Genomic DNA, 18,710 nt, shown 5'->3' on the forward strand with positions numbered 1-18,710 from the left:
CAACGTCCGGCTTGCTGCCCGACGTTGCGATACTGTTCGGGTACTAACGTGAAAGAAATAAATGTGTATCGGCTGCTGACAATGGGTTATCAGATTTTTACCACGGCTGGCTGGCAAATTCTGCGACTAAAAAATCCAATAAGGCACGCACTGCAGGGGATAAATGCCGACGCGAAGTAAATAGGGCGTAGATATTCATTGGTGGTGCCTTCCACTGCGGCAGAATGATTTTTAAATTCCCGTTGATTCGATGCTCGCCCAGCAGATAGGTCGGGAGCAGGGCGATACCAGCGCCGGCCAGTGCTGCTTGCAACAAAATGGTGGCATCATTGCTTCTGAAGTGGCTAGAGACGTTCACCTGCACGCTCTCTTGTGCTGTTTCAAAACGCCAGATATCGCGACCATAATTGGCGTGAGTGAGACAGCGGTGCGTGGACAGATCCTGCGGGTGCGCTGGCAAGCCCGCGGTGCGTAGGTAGGCAGGCGTAGCCACCAAGGCCGAATCGCAGGGTGCCAGCAGGCGCGCGATCAAGAGCGGATCTGGCTCGCTGCTAACCCGTATTGCCAGGTCGATACGTGCTTCTACCAAATTGAGTACCCCATCGCCCACATGCAAATCGATCGTGAGGTCGGGATGCAGGGCCAGGAACTTGCTGGTGACTCTGCTCAGATGCGCAAAAGCAAACGAGGTACTGCAAGTGAGACGGAGTTGTCCACGTAGTTTTCCGTCGTCGCTGCGGGTTTCTTCTTCGATGTTTTCCATCAAGGCTAGCATTTGCTGGCTACGGCGCAGACATTGTTCACCAGCATCGGTCAGTGTCACGCTACGTGTGGTTCTTTGCAGCAGGCGCGCATTGAGCCAGGTTTCCAGCTCGTTGACATAGCGGGTCACCATGGGGCGCGACATGTCCAGTTTGTCTGCCGTGGCACTGAAGCTGCCACTGGTCGCCACCTCGCAAAATACCCGCATTGCCGTCAATCTATCCATGATTTGCTCGATTTATGAAATAGTTATGTGCATTTTATCGTATTTATCTCACTGAAAATTGAAATTACACTGCAAGCACTGAATCATTCATCGATTCAAAACCTGATTCAACAGTTCGATGTAAAACCCTTTTCAAAGCCTGATACAACGCTGTATAACCATTTGGAGTTCACCATGATCCGCACTACAAAAATCGCTGCAATAGCTGCCACAATCGCCGTTACTGTCGCATCTGCCCAAGCAGCGACGCCCTTGCAGGTTAAAGTCTTTAACGCCGACGGCAATAGCTTTAACGTCAACTCCACCCTGGTCTACGGGGAAAAAGAAGCGATGGTGATCGACGCCGGTTTTACCCGTGCCGACGCCTTGCGCATCGCGGCCAATGTACTCGACAGCGGTAAACAGTTAAAAACAATTTTGGTGAGCCAGGCTGATCCTGACTATTATTTTGGTGTCGAAGCGCTCAAAGAGATTTTCCCGCAAGCAGAAGTGCTTGCCACGCCGGCCGTACTAGAAAAACTGAGCAGCAAACTTGCCGGTAAGATCGCTTTCTGGGGCCCAAAAATGGGCGCGAATGCACCACGTACGCCAGTTTTGCCTAAGGCCATGAATGGCACTAGCCTCACTGTCGATGGCGAAGTCGTCGAATTGCGCGGCAACCACGGCATACTCGCGCATCGTCCATACTTCTGGATCCCATCGATCAAAGCTATCGTTGGTAACATTGCGGTGTTTGGCAATATGCATGTCTGGACAGCGGATACCCAAACCGTCGCCCAGCGTAGCGCATGGGTCGCCCAGCTCGATGAAATGGCTGCCTTGCAACCAAGCATCGTGGTTCCCGGTCATATGAAGTCTGGCACTGCGATCGATATCAGCAGCATTAGCTACACCAAGGCCTACTTGTTATCGTTTGAAAAAAATGCAGCGGCAACCAAGACCAGTGCTGAACTGATAGATGCTATGAAAAAAGCCTATCCAGATGCGCCACCAGGCATGTCCCTCGATATCGGCGCCAAGGTGAATAAAGGCGAGATGAAGTGGTAAGTTGCAGATGATCCGTTAAACCGAATAGAACATGGCGCGCTTGTAGTGCGCCATGTTCTATTTATACGGGCTTACCTACCAATTTAGGCGCGTGCCAAGTTGGCTTTACGCATTTGGTCCATCTTGGGTTTCATATAAAAACCCATAAACAGAGCAATCAACAGACCGATTGGGATAGAGCGGCTAAAAGCAGTCCACCAGACGAAAGAAAACGAGCTGTCCCATGGATTGTTGAGCATGGTGAGCGCCATCGCCAACACACTTTCCATCACGAACGCGGTCAGTAGCGACACGATAAGCGTACGTCCTGAACGCTGCAGTAGGGCAAGACGCAAACCGGAACAAGGCATGGTTTTTGCAAGGATTGCATCGCACAATCAATGCGGATCTCCTGCAGCTACCGAAATCAAATTGAATTGACGTTAGCGCGGTATTAGCGCACGACTGGAGAATTTTTTGCGCGTTTTTTCTCTAGTATCAAATTATGCCAACGTTCAAAATTGCGATCTACGATCGTTTGTACTACGCCTTGTCGTTTTAATTCGCCTAAGCGACGATCAAAGTCGGGCAGATGCTTGATGCATGGACTGCTCTTAACAAAGCCCATGTAATTGTACGACTGTGTGACCGATGGATTGAGTGAGGTAAATTCGGCATTCAGTTCATGTTCTAAGATATACGCCATACCTGTGTACAAACCGGTAATGAAATAATCGATCCTGCCTAGCGCCATTTTTTTAAAACTCGCCTCTGGCAACTGGGCTGAGTCTATCGTCAATTGCGCTTCCATAAATTCATCAAAACCATCGCCGAATTTATTGCCGAGAGTTACCCCGCCGCGTTTTCCCTTTAAATCGTCCCATTTGTCGAATTTAAAATTCGAGACGCGCGGAACGAAGACAACGATAGGGTTGGCGAACGCGGCATTAGAGGTAAAGTCCAGGTAACGACGCCGCTCGGAAGTGTTTTTTAGAGTCACTACCATGTCGATATTGCCTGCCTCTGCATTGAACAATACCCGCTTCCATGGGCCTACATATCTGACTTCGTAAGCTAAGCCCAAGTCGTCCAATATACGTGTGGTGACTTCTATGCTTGCGCCTTGTAAGCTGGCGCCGTCATGCCAATGTAAAGGCGGATAAGCGGGATCGGCCGAGACGATTATTTTTTTGCATTCTGCCGCTAAAGATGAGGTTCCAGCAAGCATGCCGAGACAAAAGCACGCCGCAGCCCAACAGTGATGCAGTTGGACTAGGGCGCTAGCCGGTTTGCTTATTTTCATATGGGAAAAGTCTTTGGTCAATTGAGTATCAACTTTGAAAAATAGCCAAATCACTGAAAAATCTTACCGCATAATCAGTTCGGCTTAAATGGACGTTGCGATACAGATCGCGACGCAGTGAATTATTTGACGACGTGTTTGAACCAAGCTCGCCTTTACCTTCGTTTTTAGTCTCAATTGAACCCAGTAAAGCATACTTCGGCTGTTCGTGCATAAAGCTAGGGCGCGCAGGCTAGGATCGTTGAGGATCTGAGTGGTCAGGAGTACCTAGTTTTTCATACTCCGAAATCACCGCCATGGTGTTTTCTAAGCCGGAAAAAACCAGTCGCGCACAATTCATTATTCCCTCAATTTCTTGGGTTTTTAGAAGTTCCCAAAAGTGTAGACGCATATTCCATGCGCCTGCTGGCAGCCTTTCGGCCTGCCGACCGCATGCAGATTGCGTGATCGATTTGAATATTTACCGCAGTGCTCGCTATCGTCTCATTTAGTCCAATTTAGTCTCAATTTGGTGTCCGTATTTGGCCAGACAAGTTTGTACCGGCAATCCAGACTTCGTACTCACTAACAGTCAATGAGGATACGAATGAACTCTCTAATCAACAAAGTTGCCATCATCACGGGAGCTAGCTCAGGCATAGGGCGTGCCACGGCTCTGCTGTTTGCACGTAACGGTGCCGCGCTGGTGCTCGGAGCACGCCGCGGAGATCTGCTCAACCAACTGGTTGATGAAATTACGCAGCAGGGTGGGCGTGCGCTGGCGGTAGTGGGTGACGCGAAAGATGAGTCCTTTGCAGTGGCGATGGTGCAAACTGCGATTGATCATTTTGGTGGACTAGACATCGCATTCAACAACGCGGGGACCTTGGGTGAGATGGGGGCTACGCCCGACATCTCTGCTGCTGGCTGGCGCGATACTCTCGATGTCAACCTCAGCAGCGCCTTCTACGCGGCGAAACATCAGATTCCTGCCATGCTGGCACGCGGATCTGGCACCGTCATATTTACCTCAAGCTTTGTCGGATATACGCTGGGTTTTCCGGGCGTGGCCGCTTATGCCGCGAGTAAATCCGGTTTAATAGGTTTGACACAAGCATTGGCGACCGAGTTCGGCGCACGCGGTGTGCGGGTCAACGCGATTCTTCCCGGCGGCACCGATACTGCGATGGGGCAGCAAATGACTAGCTCACCGGAAGCTCTGGCGCATATTCAAAATCTGCATGCGCTGAAACGTCTCGCTCAACCGGAAGAGATTGCGCAATCGGTACTCTACCTCGCCTCTGATGCCTCGTCTTTCATGACTGGCAGCGCCATGCTAGTAGATGGCGGAATTTCTATCAGCCGCACGTAAATTGGTTTGTAGGCTTGGTATTACCGCGTTGTTGTGCATGGCATGCAATGCAACATGCAATAACGCGGGCTTGATTTGTCGGGTAAGTTGTTGCTGCAATGCCTGAACTCGATGGCTGTATCAATATAACGGTGATCTATTTTGAAGTGAAATGTTGCAGAACATGGCTTTCGTATCGATGGCTAAACATCAAACGTCAACGATGGCAGGATCACTAACAGTCTTGCGTCCTGCACCGGAGTTTGGTAGGTGATGCGCGATTGCCCTGATGCTTAATCCCAGGCCGCATCTGGAATATTCCCCAGGCCTTTAAATACAGGTTTAGAGAACCAATACCCCTGCATTAACTCGATACCTGATGCTTTTAGGAAATCTCTTTCAGCGCGGGTTTCTATGCCCTCGGCGAGCACCTGTATGTTTAATGCTTTGCAAATATCGACTATGCCTTTGACGATGGCTTGCCTGGCGAAATGCTGATCAATGCCGCGCACTAAATCCATATCAATTTTGATGATATCGGGTTGATACTCGGCTAATAAATTGAGTCCGGCATAACCCGCTCCAAAGTCGTCAATCGCCGTATGAAAACCAAATCGACGATATTCATTGAAGATGTTGACCAGATGCGGGCGATCCTCTACTCGTTCACCTTCCGTGACTTCGAAAATTATTTTCTCAATAGGAAAATTGAATTTTTTTGCAGCTTCAAAGGTACTCCGAATACACACTTCAGGGCGGTACACGGCATTAGGTAAGAAATTGATCGATAACAACTCTTGCATATTCAAGCGTGCCGCACCTTCTACCGCTTTTGAGCGGCAAAGTTGATCAAATCGATAACGATTACCGTCATTGATTTTCGCCAGGATGCTAGCGGCAGATTCACCATTCGGGCCACGTACCAGCGCTTCATGTGCATAGATGCTGCGGCTGGACAGATGAACGATAGGCTGATACGCGTACTCAAAATCGAATTCGAATGGCTCGTCATTCCTGCAAGCAGTACATGCTTTGGTCGAAGCAACATCATGCGGCAAACTATTAATATCGCCTCGAAACGAGGCGTTAGCGTGAACTTGAATCATCATTAGGCCCCAATTAATTGCTCGTTAAAAGAATATACGCCGTTCTTATTTTTTGATTTTTGATTTTTAATTTTCAATTAATTGCATTAAGGCATACTTGGCGTGTTCGTATCGTAACGCTAGAGGGCGCTGGCTAGGCTTGCTGAACAAGCGGGTTGGTTTGAACGCCCAATTTTTCATATTCTGAAATCACCTGTGCGCCAAACAACACCAGCACAGCGGCAAATTCTAAACTGAGCATCGCCAATATCGCCGTCGTCAGCGAGCCATACACCACCGTCGCTTGTGAGACCGTGGTGAAATACCAGACCAGCAGATGGCGCGTAATTTCCCATAGAATGGTGGCGCTAATGCCACCCAGTAAAGCATGTTTTTTGGATAAACGGCCCACAGGCATCACGATGTAAATGGCCGTGAGTATCCCTAACTCGCCAGCAACGCCCAGCAAATATAGCAAGGCACCAGAGACACGCTCCAGTGACAATGTGCGATGAAGTATGTGCACCGACTGATCACCCAAAGAGTTAAGGGCACTGGCGGCCACGGTGATCAACAACAAACCGACCGCCAGGCTGGCCATGCACAAATACGGCAGGGCAAATGAGAGCAAGGCGTGGCGCGGCCGATACACTATCCTGTGCTCAAAAATTACCGACATCGCGTTCTCTAATCCAGAAAACACCAGCGAGCTAAAAAATATCATGCTCGCCAATAACACCCAACTAACGACGGCACGATGCTGCAAAAAATTGGCAAGTTCGGCGATCAAGGCTTTTGATTGCCCAGGTACCAGCCACTCCAGATACTCTCCCGCAGTTTGCAGTAGTTCTGGCTCCGGGATGAAGTGTGACAAGCTCAGCACGATCAAAATAAGCAGCGGTACGATAGAGAGCAGGGCGTTATACGCCAGCGCACCGGCTAGTAGCAAGCCTTGATTGGCGCGAAAGGCTTTGATAGTTTGCCAGGTAAAGTCCAGCGGATGGAACACCACGTGGATCACCTGCGGCCCTATCAGTTGCTCGGCTTTGTCTTTGCCCTTGATAAGAATTTCGGGGATTTCGGGTGTGTGCATAGGTTTCAATCAGAACTGCGCAGAGCAGGATGACGGGATGATAACAAACAACTGGGTTGCATCGCTTAAAAGTATTGTGGTGCTGAGCTCTTTAGTTTCTTCGCAGTCCCATGTGTTCATATAAAGATAGATGAAATAATATCTTGATATTATTTCATCGTTACCTATAGTGAAAATCCACGTTGAAGCGTAATCGATATCTTTAGCTCATTGATGGCAGTTGCCTACCACGGGGCCAGTATCGCTTAAAAATTTTGCGACGCTAGCCCTTTATTTTTTACGCTCTTTAGTTTCATGCAATAAAGCGCATAGCTAGTTCATCTTGTTTAATTTTAGGGAGAAATAAAATGAGGTTTAGTCCATCACTACTTGCACTATCACTGTTCGCCTCATTGCTTTGCGGATGTAGCGGAATTCCTTTTGACCCGCGAACCAATAATGATATATCTCCTCCCACCATCAGCCTACGTGTAACGGGGCAAAGTGCTGACAGCGTTTATATGCCCAACCCCTTAGCCTCGGACACGGCATGTTTTCCTAAGAAAACAGATTTTTGTCCGGACAATAAAATTGTGCCTGTGGAAGTTGGCGCTCGCGTTCCTGGCACGGCAAAGCCGATTGCAACCATACACGAATATGGCGCCGCCAGTGTGGTCGCCAGCGCACAGGACAGCGAGAGCGGTATCAAGTCTCTCAAGCTAATCTGTCAACGCACCGTGTATTACAACTGGGATGCCGCCAACCAGACCGAAGCACAAACATTGTTAGCGCCAGCTATCGTCGAACAGCAAAATCAGATAAACAACGGCCGGGTACCTGAGACAGCGTTGAAGGAACAGTTGCTCTACATGCGTACCCAAATGCATTTCACTAGTTCGCCAGGGACGGATAGGCGCGGACATCGTGTGAGCATTACCTGTAGTGCTGAGGCGAGCAATTTTAAAGGGGGCAGTGTGCAGTCACAGGGAATCGTGATTACTGCTCAGGATCACGCACTACAACCTTAGTCCGAAAAAGATGAAGTCAAAGAGATCAGTCAAAGAGGGCCGCATCGCTAAATTTAAAACGATGCTGCCCCTATAGTACTGCTTTAGTAGACCTCTTTAGCAATTGCCCTGGCCAGGCCGCCTATCTTTATTGCCGCAGATCATAAAGCCGCCTATGATGTTCTTATCACTCTTCGGTCTGCCTTATTTCACGGAACATGCGCATGCTAAACCGACGTCGGTTTTGTTGGTATTGTCTGCTGGTATTGCCGCATTTGCCGGCATACGCGGCGGCCAAGGTATTACGTCTGGTGTATGCGCAAGATTACCCTCCCTATAGCACCCAGTTGAACGGCAAACCCTCGGGCATAGAGATAGATATTGCCGATGAAATTTTTGGTCGTCGCTTCGGTTTTTCCGTGCAGCATGAGATTCTGCCTTGGGCTCGCGCCCAGCTCATGGTGGAAAACGGTAGCGCCGATGCGCTCTTTGCCACACCTTCAAGGCAACGCCTGACATATGCCAGCGCCAGTAAAGAAGCGGTAGTGCGTTGGAACGTTTCGATGTATGTGCGCAAGGACGATCATCGCCTCGATTTGGTGCGCAGCCTGGATCAACTGACACCGTTTAAAATCGCGGTACTGCATGGCAATAGTTGGGCGATGAATAAATTAACAGGTTTGCGAGTGGAATATGTACCGAATCAAATTGCCTTACCGCGCATGCTCATTGCCGGTCGATTTGACGTGGTACTGGAAGACAGTTACGTCATGATGCATTTGTTAAAAAAAGACGGAAGCGATGTCTACATCACTGAATTGCCGCATGAGTTGGATAGTGCCGACATCCATCTGATGCTTAGTTTGAAATCAACGCAACAAGATCTGTTGGCGCGCTTTGATAAAGAGATTAAGCTGATGCGCGAAGATGGCTCTTTGACGAATCTTATCGCCAAATACCGGTGAGTGCGACAGTGCGCAAAGTAATCAAAGGCGCTGCCCGCTCTTGGGGATATCCCTGCTTTGCGTCTGCCCGGAATAGCGAAGGCGCGGACAATTCAAGGTTTTAGAAAATGCTCACGCAATACCGCTGCGGCTTGTGGCAGCTTTTTGGGCTGCAGACCGCACGGGGATTGCGTGATCGATTTTAATGTGAGCACGATGCGCATCTTGTTTTCCGATCTTTAGTTTGCCGATGGCGCAATCCATGTTTTATAACTTGGGCTGATCAAAGCATCTCGATTATTCCAGAACTGAAAGGGCAGGGAGATTATTTTGCCCTTGTCATTAACATTGATCTGGAAATGCAAATGTGGCTCGGTAGAGTAACCACTGTTCCCTGATAAACCAATTGCGGTACCTGCCTCGACACGCTGACCAGGATAGACGTTGGAGGAGTAGTTTTTCAGATGTACATACTCAGCCCAAGTGCCATCGTCGTGCAAGATGCGGATAAAGTTCGCCTTATCGAGGTATTGCGGATCCGGTTTTCCCTCAGGAAATTCCATGACTTTTTCGATGACGTAGCCTGCACGGGCGGCCACGATGGTCGTACCAACCGGCATGGGGATGTCGATCGCGAATTTGTTATGCGCTTGCTTGTGTGAAAATATTGGACCATCGATTGCTTGTGATACCTGAAAAGGACGATTGCCGATAAACGGTACTATGTATCTGGCATCCGGTGCTGGCCGCGCGTTGGGATCGCCTATCTGCATCGTCCAGTGGTAATGGTAAGTGAAACCAATTCGCTTATCGGCTGCATAGACTTCGGCAAGCTCTACCCTTGTCCCTGGTGCAATCAGCGCATGTACAGGCCATACGCGATTGGATGCAAAATTACTAGTACTGCTTAAACTCAGATCAATACTAATCTGGATGCGACTAGTATTGATCGCCGTGACTACCTGCAAGTTGGGTTTTTGTATGCTTTCTATGCGTATCAGATTGTTTGGAGATGCATTTGCCGAGGTCACGGAAAAAATCAAAGAAATCAAAGAACAGACAAATAATGCCAAACTAAGCGGAGAGAGTGATTTCACAGGAGCGATGTTTGTATGGGTAAAGTCGGCGTCGAATGGATATAGTTTGGTATACAGCGAATTGATTACAAAGAGCAGGTGCGACATTTTCTAAATTGTTGATGCGATACCGTGATCGCTTTCGGTAGCTTACTTATTGCGAGTTACTGCCTTGCCGTATTTTTGCGGATATTTTTGCTTAAAGCCGGCGTGCTGCGCACCAGACGCACTTGGTGTATGTCGTCGCCCCAGGAGCTAAAGCCGTCGACAAAACTGGTAGAAAACCATCGCTCCATATACCAATATCCCGTGTAGCTGGTAGAGGACCAAAAAATACCGGGAAACTTGTCCGCTCTTAGCGGGTGCGCCAGCATAGGGCTGGCCGCGTATTGAGCGCTGGTATAGTCGTTATTCTTACATAGCGGCCGTGAGTTGCGGTAGTCGTCCCATAAGCCCACAACTTTTTCAAGTTCGGCTCGGCTAGGCAAGCGCCAATCGTTTTTACCTAAAAAGCGGCTATCCCTGGCGCGCTGATTCGCAGCGTGCCAAGTCATTTCCAGGCCGGTTTGGCTACAGGCTTGCGCCGTCCATACCGATCCTTCGGCGCAGCGTTTCCAGACCAAACCAGTTCTGGGATCGCTCACTGTGCCATCGTGCTGATCGACAAAACCATCGAAAAATTGACAGACCTGATTGCCAGAGGTGCTGCTGAAACCGGGAGGCAATTTAATCGCGTTTGTTTTGCTGTGGGCTAACGGCATGATGCTAGTCGAGAGCACGCAAAGTAGCCCCAGTTTTGCACCTAAATTTTTGAATAAGTTTGCAAATGAGATCCGAAGTTTCATGGCATCGTCCAGGCGATTAATCAGATCTGCCATTGTCTATGACGGATGCGGCCAAAAAATTCTTATCTGCTCGGACAAAGGCTTCCAGACAACGGCGAGAAAAGGCGATGTCACAGCCTTCCATCACCGTCTCTAGGGAATTGATCTTCATCTTGCCGCCACCAATTCCGAAAAAACCTTTACTCACGGTTTCTACCGGCCTGATATACCTCAGTGTGAGCAAAGGTCCACTGGCCTTTAGCTGATCTCCATAGGTGGATTCAGCGCTGATATTTATCGCGTTCAGCGGGGCGGAGCTGTCGCCGTGTTGCGCGTCTCTTACCTCGTAAAAGTAGAAATCTTCAAGCACATCTTGATGTTTTTCATGAGTAGCCTGGTTTAACCCAGCCCAATCGACAGCGTCAAATCCTTTTAATGCAGCATTGTCCGATTGTTGTACGTTCGAATAACTGTCCTTACCAAAAGGATCTTGAAAACATACTTCAAAATGGCTAGAAAAACTTGTCATGGATTACCTCGTTAAGAATTAATTATTTGAGCAGGGATGCACTGTTTAGCTTGGGCTAAAGCTTAGTCAGCGTATTTGAATTTTTAGTGCTAGGTCTGCTTTATCGGTAAGCATCGATGATGGCTTGGTAGCTGCCATCGGCCCGGATTTTTTTTAAGCCTGCGTTGAACTGATCGCGCAATTCCTTATTGCGAAAGGCGGCCGGATAGCTGGTTTCGACTTTCATGACGTCGTGAAATACCACTTCCTCGTCGGTCTTGTAGTCGTTACGCAACTGCTTGCGGAAATGTTCAAAAATCTTTTTATCGACGATGATCAGTTGTGCCCGATCGAACCAAAACATTTTTGACTGATTGAGCTGACTGTGGGATTCATTGTAATTGGCGCGGAACCTGCCGTTGCTATCCGGCTTATAGCTTGCCTCAAAAGCCGGACCGAGATTTTTCCAGCCGCCTTGCCAGATAATAAAACTGTATTTATCTACATCGCTCAGGGTGGATAATTCTATGCCCGCTTTCTTCTTGCTAATGGCGTAGTTTTGAAACTGGATGTAGGGATCCGAAAAATACAGACCGTCGCCGTCCTTACCTTGCAAGGTGGCAGAAATATCGACTTCACCGGCCTTTAAGATGAGCGCTAAGCGTGCCTTGGGCACGATCAGCGGCTTGATGCTATGACCAAATGGAGCGAGTGCAGCACGTATCAAATCGACTTCTATACCGGAATCCACATCGTTTATCTTGAAACAATAAGGTTCTCTATTCGTGACAAAAGCGACTTTAATTTCACTCGCCGCGCTCCAATGCGATGACAGTAGCAGGCCGACTAAGGACAGCTTAGCTAGCGCGCTGACTATCGTTGATGATGCTGAGTCGAGAAGCATGACAAAAATTTATCTCAAAAAGACTGGAAAATTGATTTAGTTTAGTCTATTGCCGCCATCGTGAATAGGATCTTAATTAGCCCAAGCCGCTTCTAGGTACATGCTTGGTGCATGCTTGGTGCAGGGATAGATGTTGGACTCTGCTAGAGCAGGCCAACTGCAGCTTATTTCAGCTTGCGACCCAGGTAGTTGTCTTTGATCCGTACATAGTGCTCTGCCGAGTATTTGAGATGCGCCAGTTCTTCGGGATTCAGAGCTCTTGCCTGTATAGCCGGCCTGCCTAGATACAGATAGCCGCTTTCCAGGATTTTTCCGGGCGTCACCAGGCTGCCGGCCCCGACCATGACACGCTCTTGGATGACCACATCGTCCATGACGATAGAGCCCATGCCTATCAGGCATTGGTCGCCGACCGTACAGCCATGCAGGATCACGGAGTGCGCTATCGTCACGTAGTTGCCGATGATCAGCGCGGAGCCCTCAGGCTTGGCTGGATTTTTATGCGAAACATGGCCCATAGCGAAGTCTTGAATATTGCTGCATGCGCCAATGACAATGCGATTGACGTCGCCGCGCAGAACCGCGTTGCACCAGACCGAGCTATTTTGTCCTATCTGTACATCGCCTATCACCTGGGCTGAGTCATGCAGATAGACCCCGTCGGCTAAAACAGGGGAAGTGTCGAGGTAGGAAGTTATAGGCATATCGCTCCTGATGATGTGTTTGGCGGCTAAAATGTGGCAGCTAAGTTGTGGCATTATAAGGACCGGTAATTATACATACTCCCCCTAGTGTTATTTTTTTGCGCAATAGCTACGTGCGCAAATGATCTAATTGATTTCAATAATAGGGGAGTATATGCCTAAGCCAGCATTCAAGGCGGCGCAATAGAACTGCGCGCCAGGCTGCCTCAGGCATTTCACCGTAGCGATTTAGGCAGCCAGCGCCATCATTCTGGCGATGGCGATTTTGCTGCGTTTTTCTTCAACTGGCGCTTGCTGCGCTTGGCACGCAGTATTGCTGCGGTGCCCGCGCGGTACGGGTCGACGTGAAAAGGGAAGCGCTGCTGGGCGCTAAAACCATCTGGCATATAGTCACCAAACACGCCGTACTGCTCGGGGAATCCCTGCTGACCCTTGATCGCCGTGCCAAACAGATGGTCGATAAAAGAGAAGTGGGCCGCATAGTTTTTATCCAGCGCAATCTGGTCGGACGAATGATGCCAGTGATGGAAATCGGGCGTGACGATCAGGTATTTGAGCGGCCCCCAATTGACATGCACATTAGCGTGGTTAAACACCGCCTGAAAACCCACCACGATGATGTACACATCCATCACCGATTTTTCAAAGCCCAGCACATACAAGCTACCCAGCACCAACACGCGGGTGACAATCAGCTCCAGCATATGCATGCGTGAGCCGGCCAGCCAATCCATGGTCTTGGTGCTGTGATGCACCGCATGAAAGCGCCACAGAAACGGCACCTCATGATACGCCCGGTGCGTCCAGTATTGCGCCAGATCTGCCACCAATATGCACAGCAAAAGCTGCGGCAAAAACGGCAGCGCCTGCACCAATTCTTGCAAGGCTGGGAGCGCGATCCAACCGAATATTTTGTGGATCAAAAAATTCACCGTCAACAGTGCCAGACCAATGATGAAATGGTTCACCGCAAAATGTACCAGATCGGTCTGCCATTCTTTTCTAAAAATCGGCTGACCGCGATACAGTGGGAAGATCTTTTCCAAGGCTACGAAGATCAAGGTAGAACCGAGCAAATCAAGAATAAACCAGTCCATGCCTATGTAGGGCGTGTGATCTGGAAACTCCGCAATAGGCACATGCGAGCCGCCCAGCGCCAGACTGGTCAACACCAGCGCACCAGCCACCCCGTTGATGCTACGGGCGCGCCCGAGTATCACGTTGATCAGGCTGATCGATCCCGCAATCACCAGCGCCGCAAAAATCAGATGCCTGACCATATCGTAAGAATATTTATGGCGTAGTTCTGGCGTCGTTAAATACTGCGGAAAATGGAAGGCCAACACCCCCAACACACACAGGATCGCCAAGCCCAAAGCCCACACGCCGCTGACGATGCCATAGCCTTTTTTTAGCTCGCCGTCTGCGCCCATCAAGCGGGCGGTATCCCTGGCCGCATCCGCCAGCGCGCTCACCGGCGTCGATAAAATTACTTGCTGCTTCTCTTGCATAGTGTCCTTGTGTTTGATCTGTATCTGCTCAGCCCAAGACCTGTGTGATGCATGCTAACAGTGCGCATCAGAGTCGATAAATTTATAGCGTGCTTGAGCCGTTTGCTGGAAGCGAGAGAGGATACCTTAAATTTAAGTTGTTAGGGCGTCAATAGTCGCAGACGGAGCGCACCGCATCTCAGCTTTTTGGCCTGCAGTGCGCATGAATACTGCGCAAACGATTTTGCCTACCTTAGCGTAGGCAAAAGCGCGACTCCATTGCGTAGATTAACGCCCTAGGTATAACGCTTTACGGTTTTGCATAGGCGAGCTTGCAGCAAGCCGGTAGGGGCGTCGTGCGCACCAAGCGCTCAAGAGCAACAGCGCAAATTGATTGCCGAGTTTTGCTCTGATCAGAGACCAGCTGAGGATGACGCTATGCAAGCGCCGCCCCGGTCTTGGTTAAAGCGACGTTGCCCCCTTTAGCTGGTACAGGTGCGCTATGATGAAAGCTCTTTGATCGCATAGGGATTTGCCATGGCTCGCATGAAACGTCGACTACGCCGCGTATTTTCTCTGGCTCTCGTCAGTCTGATCCTTGGATGTGCCTATAACGGGCCGCGAGTCGATGCCATGTTGCCGGACCGGCAAAGTGCCTGGCTCGATCACGAAGTGGGCGACTCCGCTAGCGGCGGCATTGAGCACTTAGTGGTATTTGGCGATTCGCTGTCTGACCCCGGTAACCTTAACCGCAACAGCTTTGGTTTGCTCGTTCCGGATAAAATTTTCTATCATGGGCGATTTTCCAATGGGCCTATCTGGGCTGACTATGTGGAGTATGCCTTGCATTGGAAGCTCGATAATTTTGCGGTCGGTGGGGCGCGCACCCGACCCGGTGCTTTTCCAGAAAATCTGGTGGTGACTTCGCTGCCTGAACAAATCGATAAAAATACTCGCTATTTACAGACACTAGACACAAAAAAAACCTTGATCAGTATCTGGATAGGGCCAAATAATTACCTAAGAAACGGTGACCAATACCAAGAGGCCAGTGGTAAGCCAAAAATGACGCTACTCACACTCGCGGTGGAGCAAACCATCGCCGAGATAGAGAGCGAGATTTATAAAATGCAAAAACTGGGATTTAATCGCATCTCGATTGGCACTATGCCCGAACTTGGCGGCATCAACCGTGATCCTAAGGGCGCGGCGGCCGCCACAGATGAAACTCTGTTTATGGCGACCAGACTTCATAATCAAAAACTCAGCCAGATGTTAGAACGGCTAGGCGCGAAAAATGCGGAACTCAAGCTGATTAAATACCAGGCCTACGACATCAATAAAGCCACCTATGACAATCCCCAAGCTTACGGGTTTTCAGTACTCAACGCCCCTTGTTTCGTCGGCTCCGTCAAGGGCCAATTCTATGGAAAACAAGAGTTTTGCAATGATCCTATGGGTTACAAGTTCTGGGAATATATTCATCCAAACACCCGCATGCAGTGTTACTACGCCACACAATTTTTAAATGATATTGCAGCAGGTGGATTGATCGATGGATATAGCCAAAAGCATGCGCTCGATCGCTGCCTTGCGATTAAAAACAAACAGGGATGAGCGCAACATTTAAAAAGTGCTGACGCAATACCGCTGCGGCTGCTGGCAGCATTTCGGCCTGCAGAGCGCATGAATACTGCGCAAACGATCTTAAAAGTGGATTGGGGATTCAGCCTCGCATATCCCACCGTTTTGTTAAACATCCCGTACGGCGCAATACGCCTGCGGCTATGGAATTATTTCGACTTGCAAGCTTTTTTGTTCAGACATTAAGCGTAACCGCTCGCGTATATCAGTAACTAAAATTAGACACATAGAAAGCAGCATTTTGGCGAAAATTGGCTTGAAAATTTCCGATTTGCGGCCTTGCCAGTCATACCTATATCCACTAGTATCGCTTGTTTTTCAATTAATAATTTTAGGAGGCTTCGCATGAAGTTCTATTTGTTGTTTGTTCTTACTTTGATTTCAATGTTAACTGGTTGCGCTACTGTCGAACCTTCCCGTCCGAAAGACTATGTTGGACCAATAGCGACAGTAAATGATTCTGCTACTCGTATATCAAAAAGTAAGGTTGATTTGTTTTTCACGAAAATAGTTGATGGTCGAAAAATTGAAAATGCTCAAGCAGCTACCAGTTTTCAAAATCAAGGAAAAGGGTTTTCTGTTGAGCCATATCTTTATTCTCATGAAATTCCAGCCCGGCCCTCTAAACTAATAATTAAAGGTAGCACTCAATATGCCGCTCCAATATTGGCAATGACTAACCCAGTTTATGTCGTTGAGGGAGAAATTGAATTTGCGCCCGAGGAAAATAAACAGTATACGGTTCGTGGGAAACTCAGTGCCGAAGGATCCGCCGTATGGATAGAAGAAACAACAACGGGCAAGCTGGTCGGACAAAAAGTGGAATCAATTGTGAAAAAATAGAATCAAAAGTAAAGAACCAATGGGGGGCAGCATCACGTAAACTTCATGCGATGTTGGCAAAAATCGCCCCCCAAGATCGGTCTATTTTGGGCCAATATGTACTATTGATGCGCGCTTGAAGTTGCGCGCTCGGTTCAGGCTGCTTCTTTACGATAGAGTAAAATCACTCCCCCTAAAAACGAGTTTCGCGGCGCCACGTTCTACGTCAGCATGACTTTGATGACGTTCACTACGTACCTGGTTTGCCGCTTGTTCCGCAATTTCTGCAAGTTTTTGAGTGATCAACATAGCTGCTAATTTCTTATTTGCATGCTGACTTCGCGCCGTCTGCACTTTAACACTGATGCCGCTAGCGACATGTGTGGCACGGATTGCAGAATCGGTTTTGTTCACATGCTGGCCGCCAGGTCCGCTGGCACGACAAGCTTCATAACGTATGCTTTGCTCAAGTACACCTTCTGGCGTGACTGGTGATGAAAATATTTTCACCCCAATAAACCAGTTTTTACGTAAGTGACGTGGGCGATAGGGGCTAGTATGTATCCATTGCAAAGTGCCTTCCCATGTTTTTGCCCAATCTTCTACAGCTTCGCCTTCCACGCTAAGCAAGACTGACTTATAAGTATTGGGCCGTTCCCCTTTTACCGCTTCAATCAGATCGCTGGCAAAGCCTTTTTGTCTGATCTCTTTTTCCACACGCTGCAAAGCCATGCCGACTGCCAAACAGCATTCCTCCGGGCCTTGTGCGGCACTAATCTGAAATAAAATCATGCGCAACACCCTCCCGAAGTTTTATAACTCACTAAAGGCTTTAAGCGTGCCACCAAAGTAATGAGTCCAGCATCTTGCAAAGAATGAATAACGCTATCAATCGGCTTATAGGCTTCCGGTGCTTCTTCAAAGATCAAACCCTTATCATTGCAAATGACGCGGCTTCCTAATGAGGTCTTAGCAAGTTGTGCCATGGTATAGCGTTTGGATAAGCGCGCTTCACACTCACTACGCATCCATTTTCTACCAGCACCATGCGCTAACGAATATAGACTCAGTGACGCAGGAATGGGCTCGACTAAATAGCTGTAATCACCACGCGAACCAGGTATTACAACTAAGCCTTGATCCGCTGGCGTCGCACCCTTTCTATGCAACCAACCAGCTTGCCCATCGAGTTCAAACTGCGTCAATAAATTGTGATCGATATCGATTATTGCTTCGCCTTCGGCACCCAAATTGGCACAAATGCGTTGCGCGATCAAACTGCGATTGGCGCGCGCAAATTGCAATGCTCTCTGGTGCTGGATTAAATAAGCGTCACTTTCCTTGGTTTTTGCCAGCAAGCCAGCGTGACGAAATTGTTCGACATGCTCACGTAAAATTTGCCCGCCAAATCCACGCGAACCACTATGCGCCAAAACTAAAATTTTCTTTTGATCGAGACCAAGCTTCTCTATGCAGGCCTGGTCGTAGATCTGATCGACATGCTGTAGTTCGGCAAAATGATTACCACCGCCTATGCTTCCCAGCGCATGTTCATACCCGGTATCTGCCAATTGATGCGTCAAGACTCTGTCGCGCCAGACATCGCTCACCGCTATCAAAGGCGCGTCGATATTGCCAAGTCGTTTCACCAGTTTATCGATGGAAAATTTAGCTGTCGATAAATCAGTTTTCCACAAGCTCATACCACAGCCAATATCGCCCCCGATCAAGGCAGGATAATAGCGATCGACGGAAAAAAATGCGGCACCCACAGGATAACCACGCCCAGGATGTAAATCAGGCATGCCAACCACACGGCGCATGCCGTCGAGTTTTGCAGTTGTTTGTAATTGTTGGATCGCTTCGCCTGCTATCCATGTATTTTTTGAAGCGACTACAGAAATATTTTCTGAAATAATTTGTAAAGATGAATTGCCCATTTGGTTTCAACCTGTTGTTTGTTGCTGCAAACAGGTCGTCGCC

The 18,710-nt window shown here is 48.8% G+C and carries 19 protein-coding genes; 6 read left to right on the plus strand and 13 right to left on the minus strand.

Annotated features, from left to right (window positions below; genetic code table 11):
* Positions 1-97: 97 nt before the first annotated feature.
* Positions 98-988, minus strand: coding sequence for a LysR family transcriptional regulator (locus ACO0K8_RS03025; protein WP_422945138.1), 891 nt, complete (start codon positions 986-988; stop codon positions 98-100).
* A gap of 174 nt (positions 989-1,162) precedes the next feature.
* Here ACO0K8_RS03025 and ACO0K8_RS03030 point away from each other — a divergent pair, with 174 nt between their 5' ends.
* Positions 1,163-2,035 (plus strand): MBL fold metallo-hydrolase, encoded by an 873-nt coding sequence (locus ACO0K8_RS03030; RefSeq protein WP_422945139.1) that lies wholly within the window; start codon positions 1,163-1,165, stop codon positions 2,033-2,035.
* Positions 2,036-2,118: 83 nt separating this feature from the next.
* Here ACO0K8_RS03030 and ACO0K8_RS03035 read toward each other — a convergent pair whose 3' ends face one another.
* Both ACO0K8_RS03035 and ACO0K8_RS03040 read right to left on the minus strand, forming a co-directional pair.
* On the minus strand, positions 2,119-2,412 hold the full coding sequence (locus ACO0K8_RS03035; RefSeq protein WP_422945140.1) for a hypothetical protein: 294 nt from the start codon (positions 2,410-2,412) through the stop codon (positions 2,119-2,121).
* Positions 2,413-2,468: 56 nt separating this feature from the next.
* Positions 2,469-3,317, minus strand: coding sequence for a substrate-binding periplasmic protein (locus ACO0K8_RS03040; protein WP_422945142.1), 849 nt, complete (start codon positions 3,315-3,317; stop codon positions 2,469-2,471).
* Positions 3,318-3,903: 586 nt separating this feature from the next.
* Between ACO0K8_RS03040 and ACO0K8_RS03045 the strand changes: the two genes are divergently transcribed.
* On the plus strand, positions 3,904-4,668 hold the full coding sequence (locus ACO0K8_RS03045) for an SDR family oxidoreductase (protein ID WP_422945143.1): 765 nt from the start codon (positions 3,904-3,906) through the stop codon (positions 4,666-4,668).
* A gap of 272 nt (positions 4,669-4,940) precedes the next feature.
* On the opposite strand, the gene ACO0K8_RS03050 is transcribed toward ACO0K8_RS03045, so the two are convergent.
* Together ACO0K8_RS03050 and ACO0K8_RS03055 are read right to left on the minus strand one after the other, a co-directional pair.
* Positions 4,941-5,753, minus strand: coding sequence for an EAL domain-containing protein (locus ACO0K8_RS03050; protein WP_422945848.1), 813 nt, complete (start codon positions 5,751-5,753; stop codon positions 4,941-4,943).
* A 133-nt stretch (positions 5,754-5,886) separates the two neighbouring features.
* Positions 5,887-6,825 carry a YihY/virulence factor BrkB family protein gene (locus ACO0K8_RS03055; RefSeq protein WP_422945144.1) on the minus strand — a complete coding sequence of 313 codons (939 nt, stop codon included), beginning with the start codon at positions 6,823-6,825 and terminating at the stop codon, positions 5,887-5,889.
* Positions 6,826-7,325: 500 nt separating this feature from the next.
* Here ACO0K8_RS03055 and ACO0K8_RS03060 point away from each other — a divergent pair, with 500 nt between their 5' ends.
* Both ACO0K8_RS03060 and ACO0K8_RS03065 read left to right on the plus strand, forming a co-directional pair.
* Positions 7,326-7,832, plus strand: a complete 507-nt coding sequence (locus ACO0K8_RS03060) for a hypothetical protein (protein ID WP_422945145.1) — start codon at positions 7,326-7,328, stop codon at positions 7,830-7,832.
* Positions 7,833-8,035: 203 nt separating this feature from the next.
* Complete coding sequence (locus ACO0K8_RS03065) at positions 8,036-8,776, plus strand: substrate-binding periplasmic protein (protein ID WP_422945146.1); 741 nt, start codon at positions 8,036-8,038, stop codon at positions 8,774-8,776.
* A gap of 218 nt (positions 8,777-8,994) precedes the next feature.
* Here ACO0K8_RS03065 and ACO0K8_RS03070 read toward each other — a convergent pair whose 3' ends face one another.
* From ACO0K8_RS03070 to ACO0K8_RS03095, 6 genes are all read right to left on the minus strand, one after another.
* Positions 8,995-9,939, minus strand: a complete 945-nt coding sequence (locus ACO0K8_RS03070; RefSeq protein ID WP_422945147.1) for a M23 family metallopeptidase — start codon at positions 9,937-9,939, stop codon at positions 8,995-8,997.
* A gap of 56 nt (positions 9,940-9,995) precedes the next feature.
* Positions 9,996-10,592, minus strand: a complete 597-nt coding sequence (locus tag ACO0K8_RS03075) for a DUF1566 domain-containing protein (protein WP_422945148.1) — start codon at positions 10,590-10,592, stop codon at positions 9,996-9,998.
* Positions 10,593-10,692: 100 nt separating this feature from the next.
* Entirely contained in the window at positions 10,693-11,184 is a 492-nt protein-coding gene (locus tag ACO0K8_RS03080) for a hypothetical protein (RefSeq protein WP_422945149.1), read from the minus strand.
* A gap of 100 nt (positions 11,185-11,284) precedes the next feature.
* Entirely contained in the window at positions 11,285-12,067 is a 783-nt protein-coding gene (locus tag ACO0K8_RS03085; protein ID WP_422945150.1) for a substrate-binding periplasmic protein, read from the minus strand.
* A 164-nt stretch (positions 12,068-12,231) separates the two neighbouring features.
* On the minus strand, positions 12,232-12,771 hold the full coding sequence (locus ACO0K8_RS03090) for a gamma carbonic anhydrase family protein (protein WP_422945151.1): 540 nt from the start codon (positions 12,769-12,771) through the stop codon (positions 12,232-12,234).
* Between the two features lie 245 nt (positions 12,772-13,016).
* A complete protein-coding gene (locus tag ACO0K8_RS03095) occupies positions 13,017-14,282 on the minus strand; it encodes a sterol desaturase family protein (RefSeq protein ID WP_422945152.1) in 1,266 nt (421 codons plus the stop codon).
* A 516-nt stretch (positions 14,283-14,798) separates the two neighbouring features.
* Between ACO0K8_RS03095 and ACO0K8_RS03100 the strand changes: the two genes are divergently transcribed.
* Positions 14,799-15,878 (plus strand): SGNH/GDSL hydrolase family protein, encoded by a 1,080-nt coding sequence (locus ACO0K8_RS03100; protein ID WP_422945153.1) that lies wholly within the window; start codon positions 14,799-14,801, stop codon positions 15,876-15,878.
* A 372-nt stretch (positions 15,879-16,250) separates the two neighbouring features.
* The gene (locus ACO0K8_RS03105) at positions 16,251-16,748 is read left to right on the plus strand and encodes a hypothetical protein (RefSeq protein ID WP_422945154.1); all 498 of its coding nucleotides are present in this window, start codon (positions 16,251-16,253) and stop codon (positions 16,746-16,748) included.
* 147 nt (positions 16,749-16,895) lie between these two features.
* On the opposite strand, the gene prfH is transcribed toward ACO0K8_RS03105, so the two are convergent.
* Together prfH and ACO0K8_RS03115 are read right to left on the minus strand one after the other, a co-directional pair.
* Complete coding sequence (prfH, locus tag ACO0K8_RS03110) at positions 16,896-17,519, minus strand: peptide chain release factor H (RefSeq protein WP_422945155.1); 624 nt, start codon at positions 17,517-17,519, stop codon at positions 16,896-16,898.
* Positions 17,516-18,667: an RNA ligase RtcB family protein gene (locus tag ACO0K8_RS03115; RefSeq protein WP_422945156.1), complete on the minus strand. Its 1,152-nt coding sequence runs from the start codon at positions 18,665-18,667 to the stop codon at positions 17,516-17,518. Before ACO0K8_RS03115 ends, prfH begins: the two co-directional genes overlap by 4 nt.
* Positions 18,668-18,710 lie beyond the last annotated feature (43 nt).

This window comes from Undibacterium sp. Ren11W, assembly GCF_049340485.1.
Taxonomy (GTDB): domain Bacteria; phylum Pseudomonadota; class Gammaproteobacteria; order Burkholderiales; family Burkholderiaceae_D; genus Undibacterium.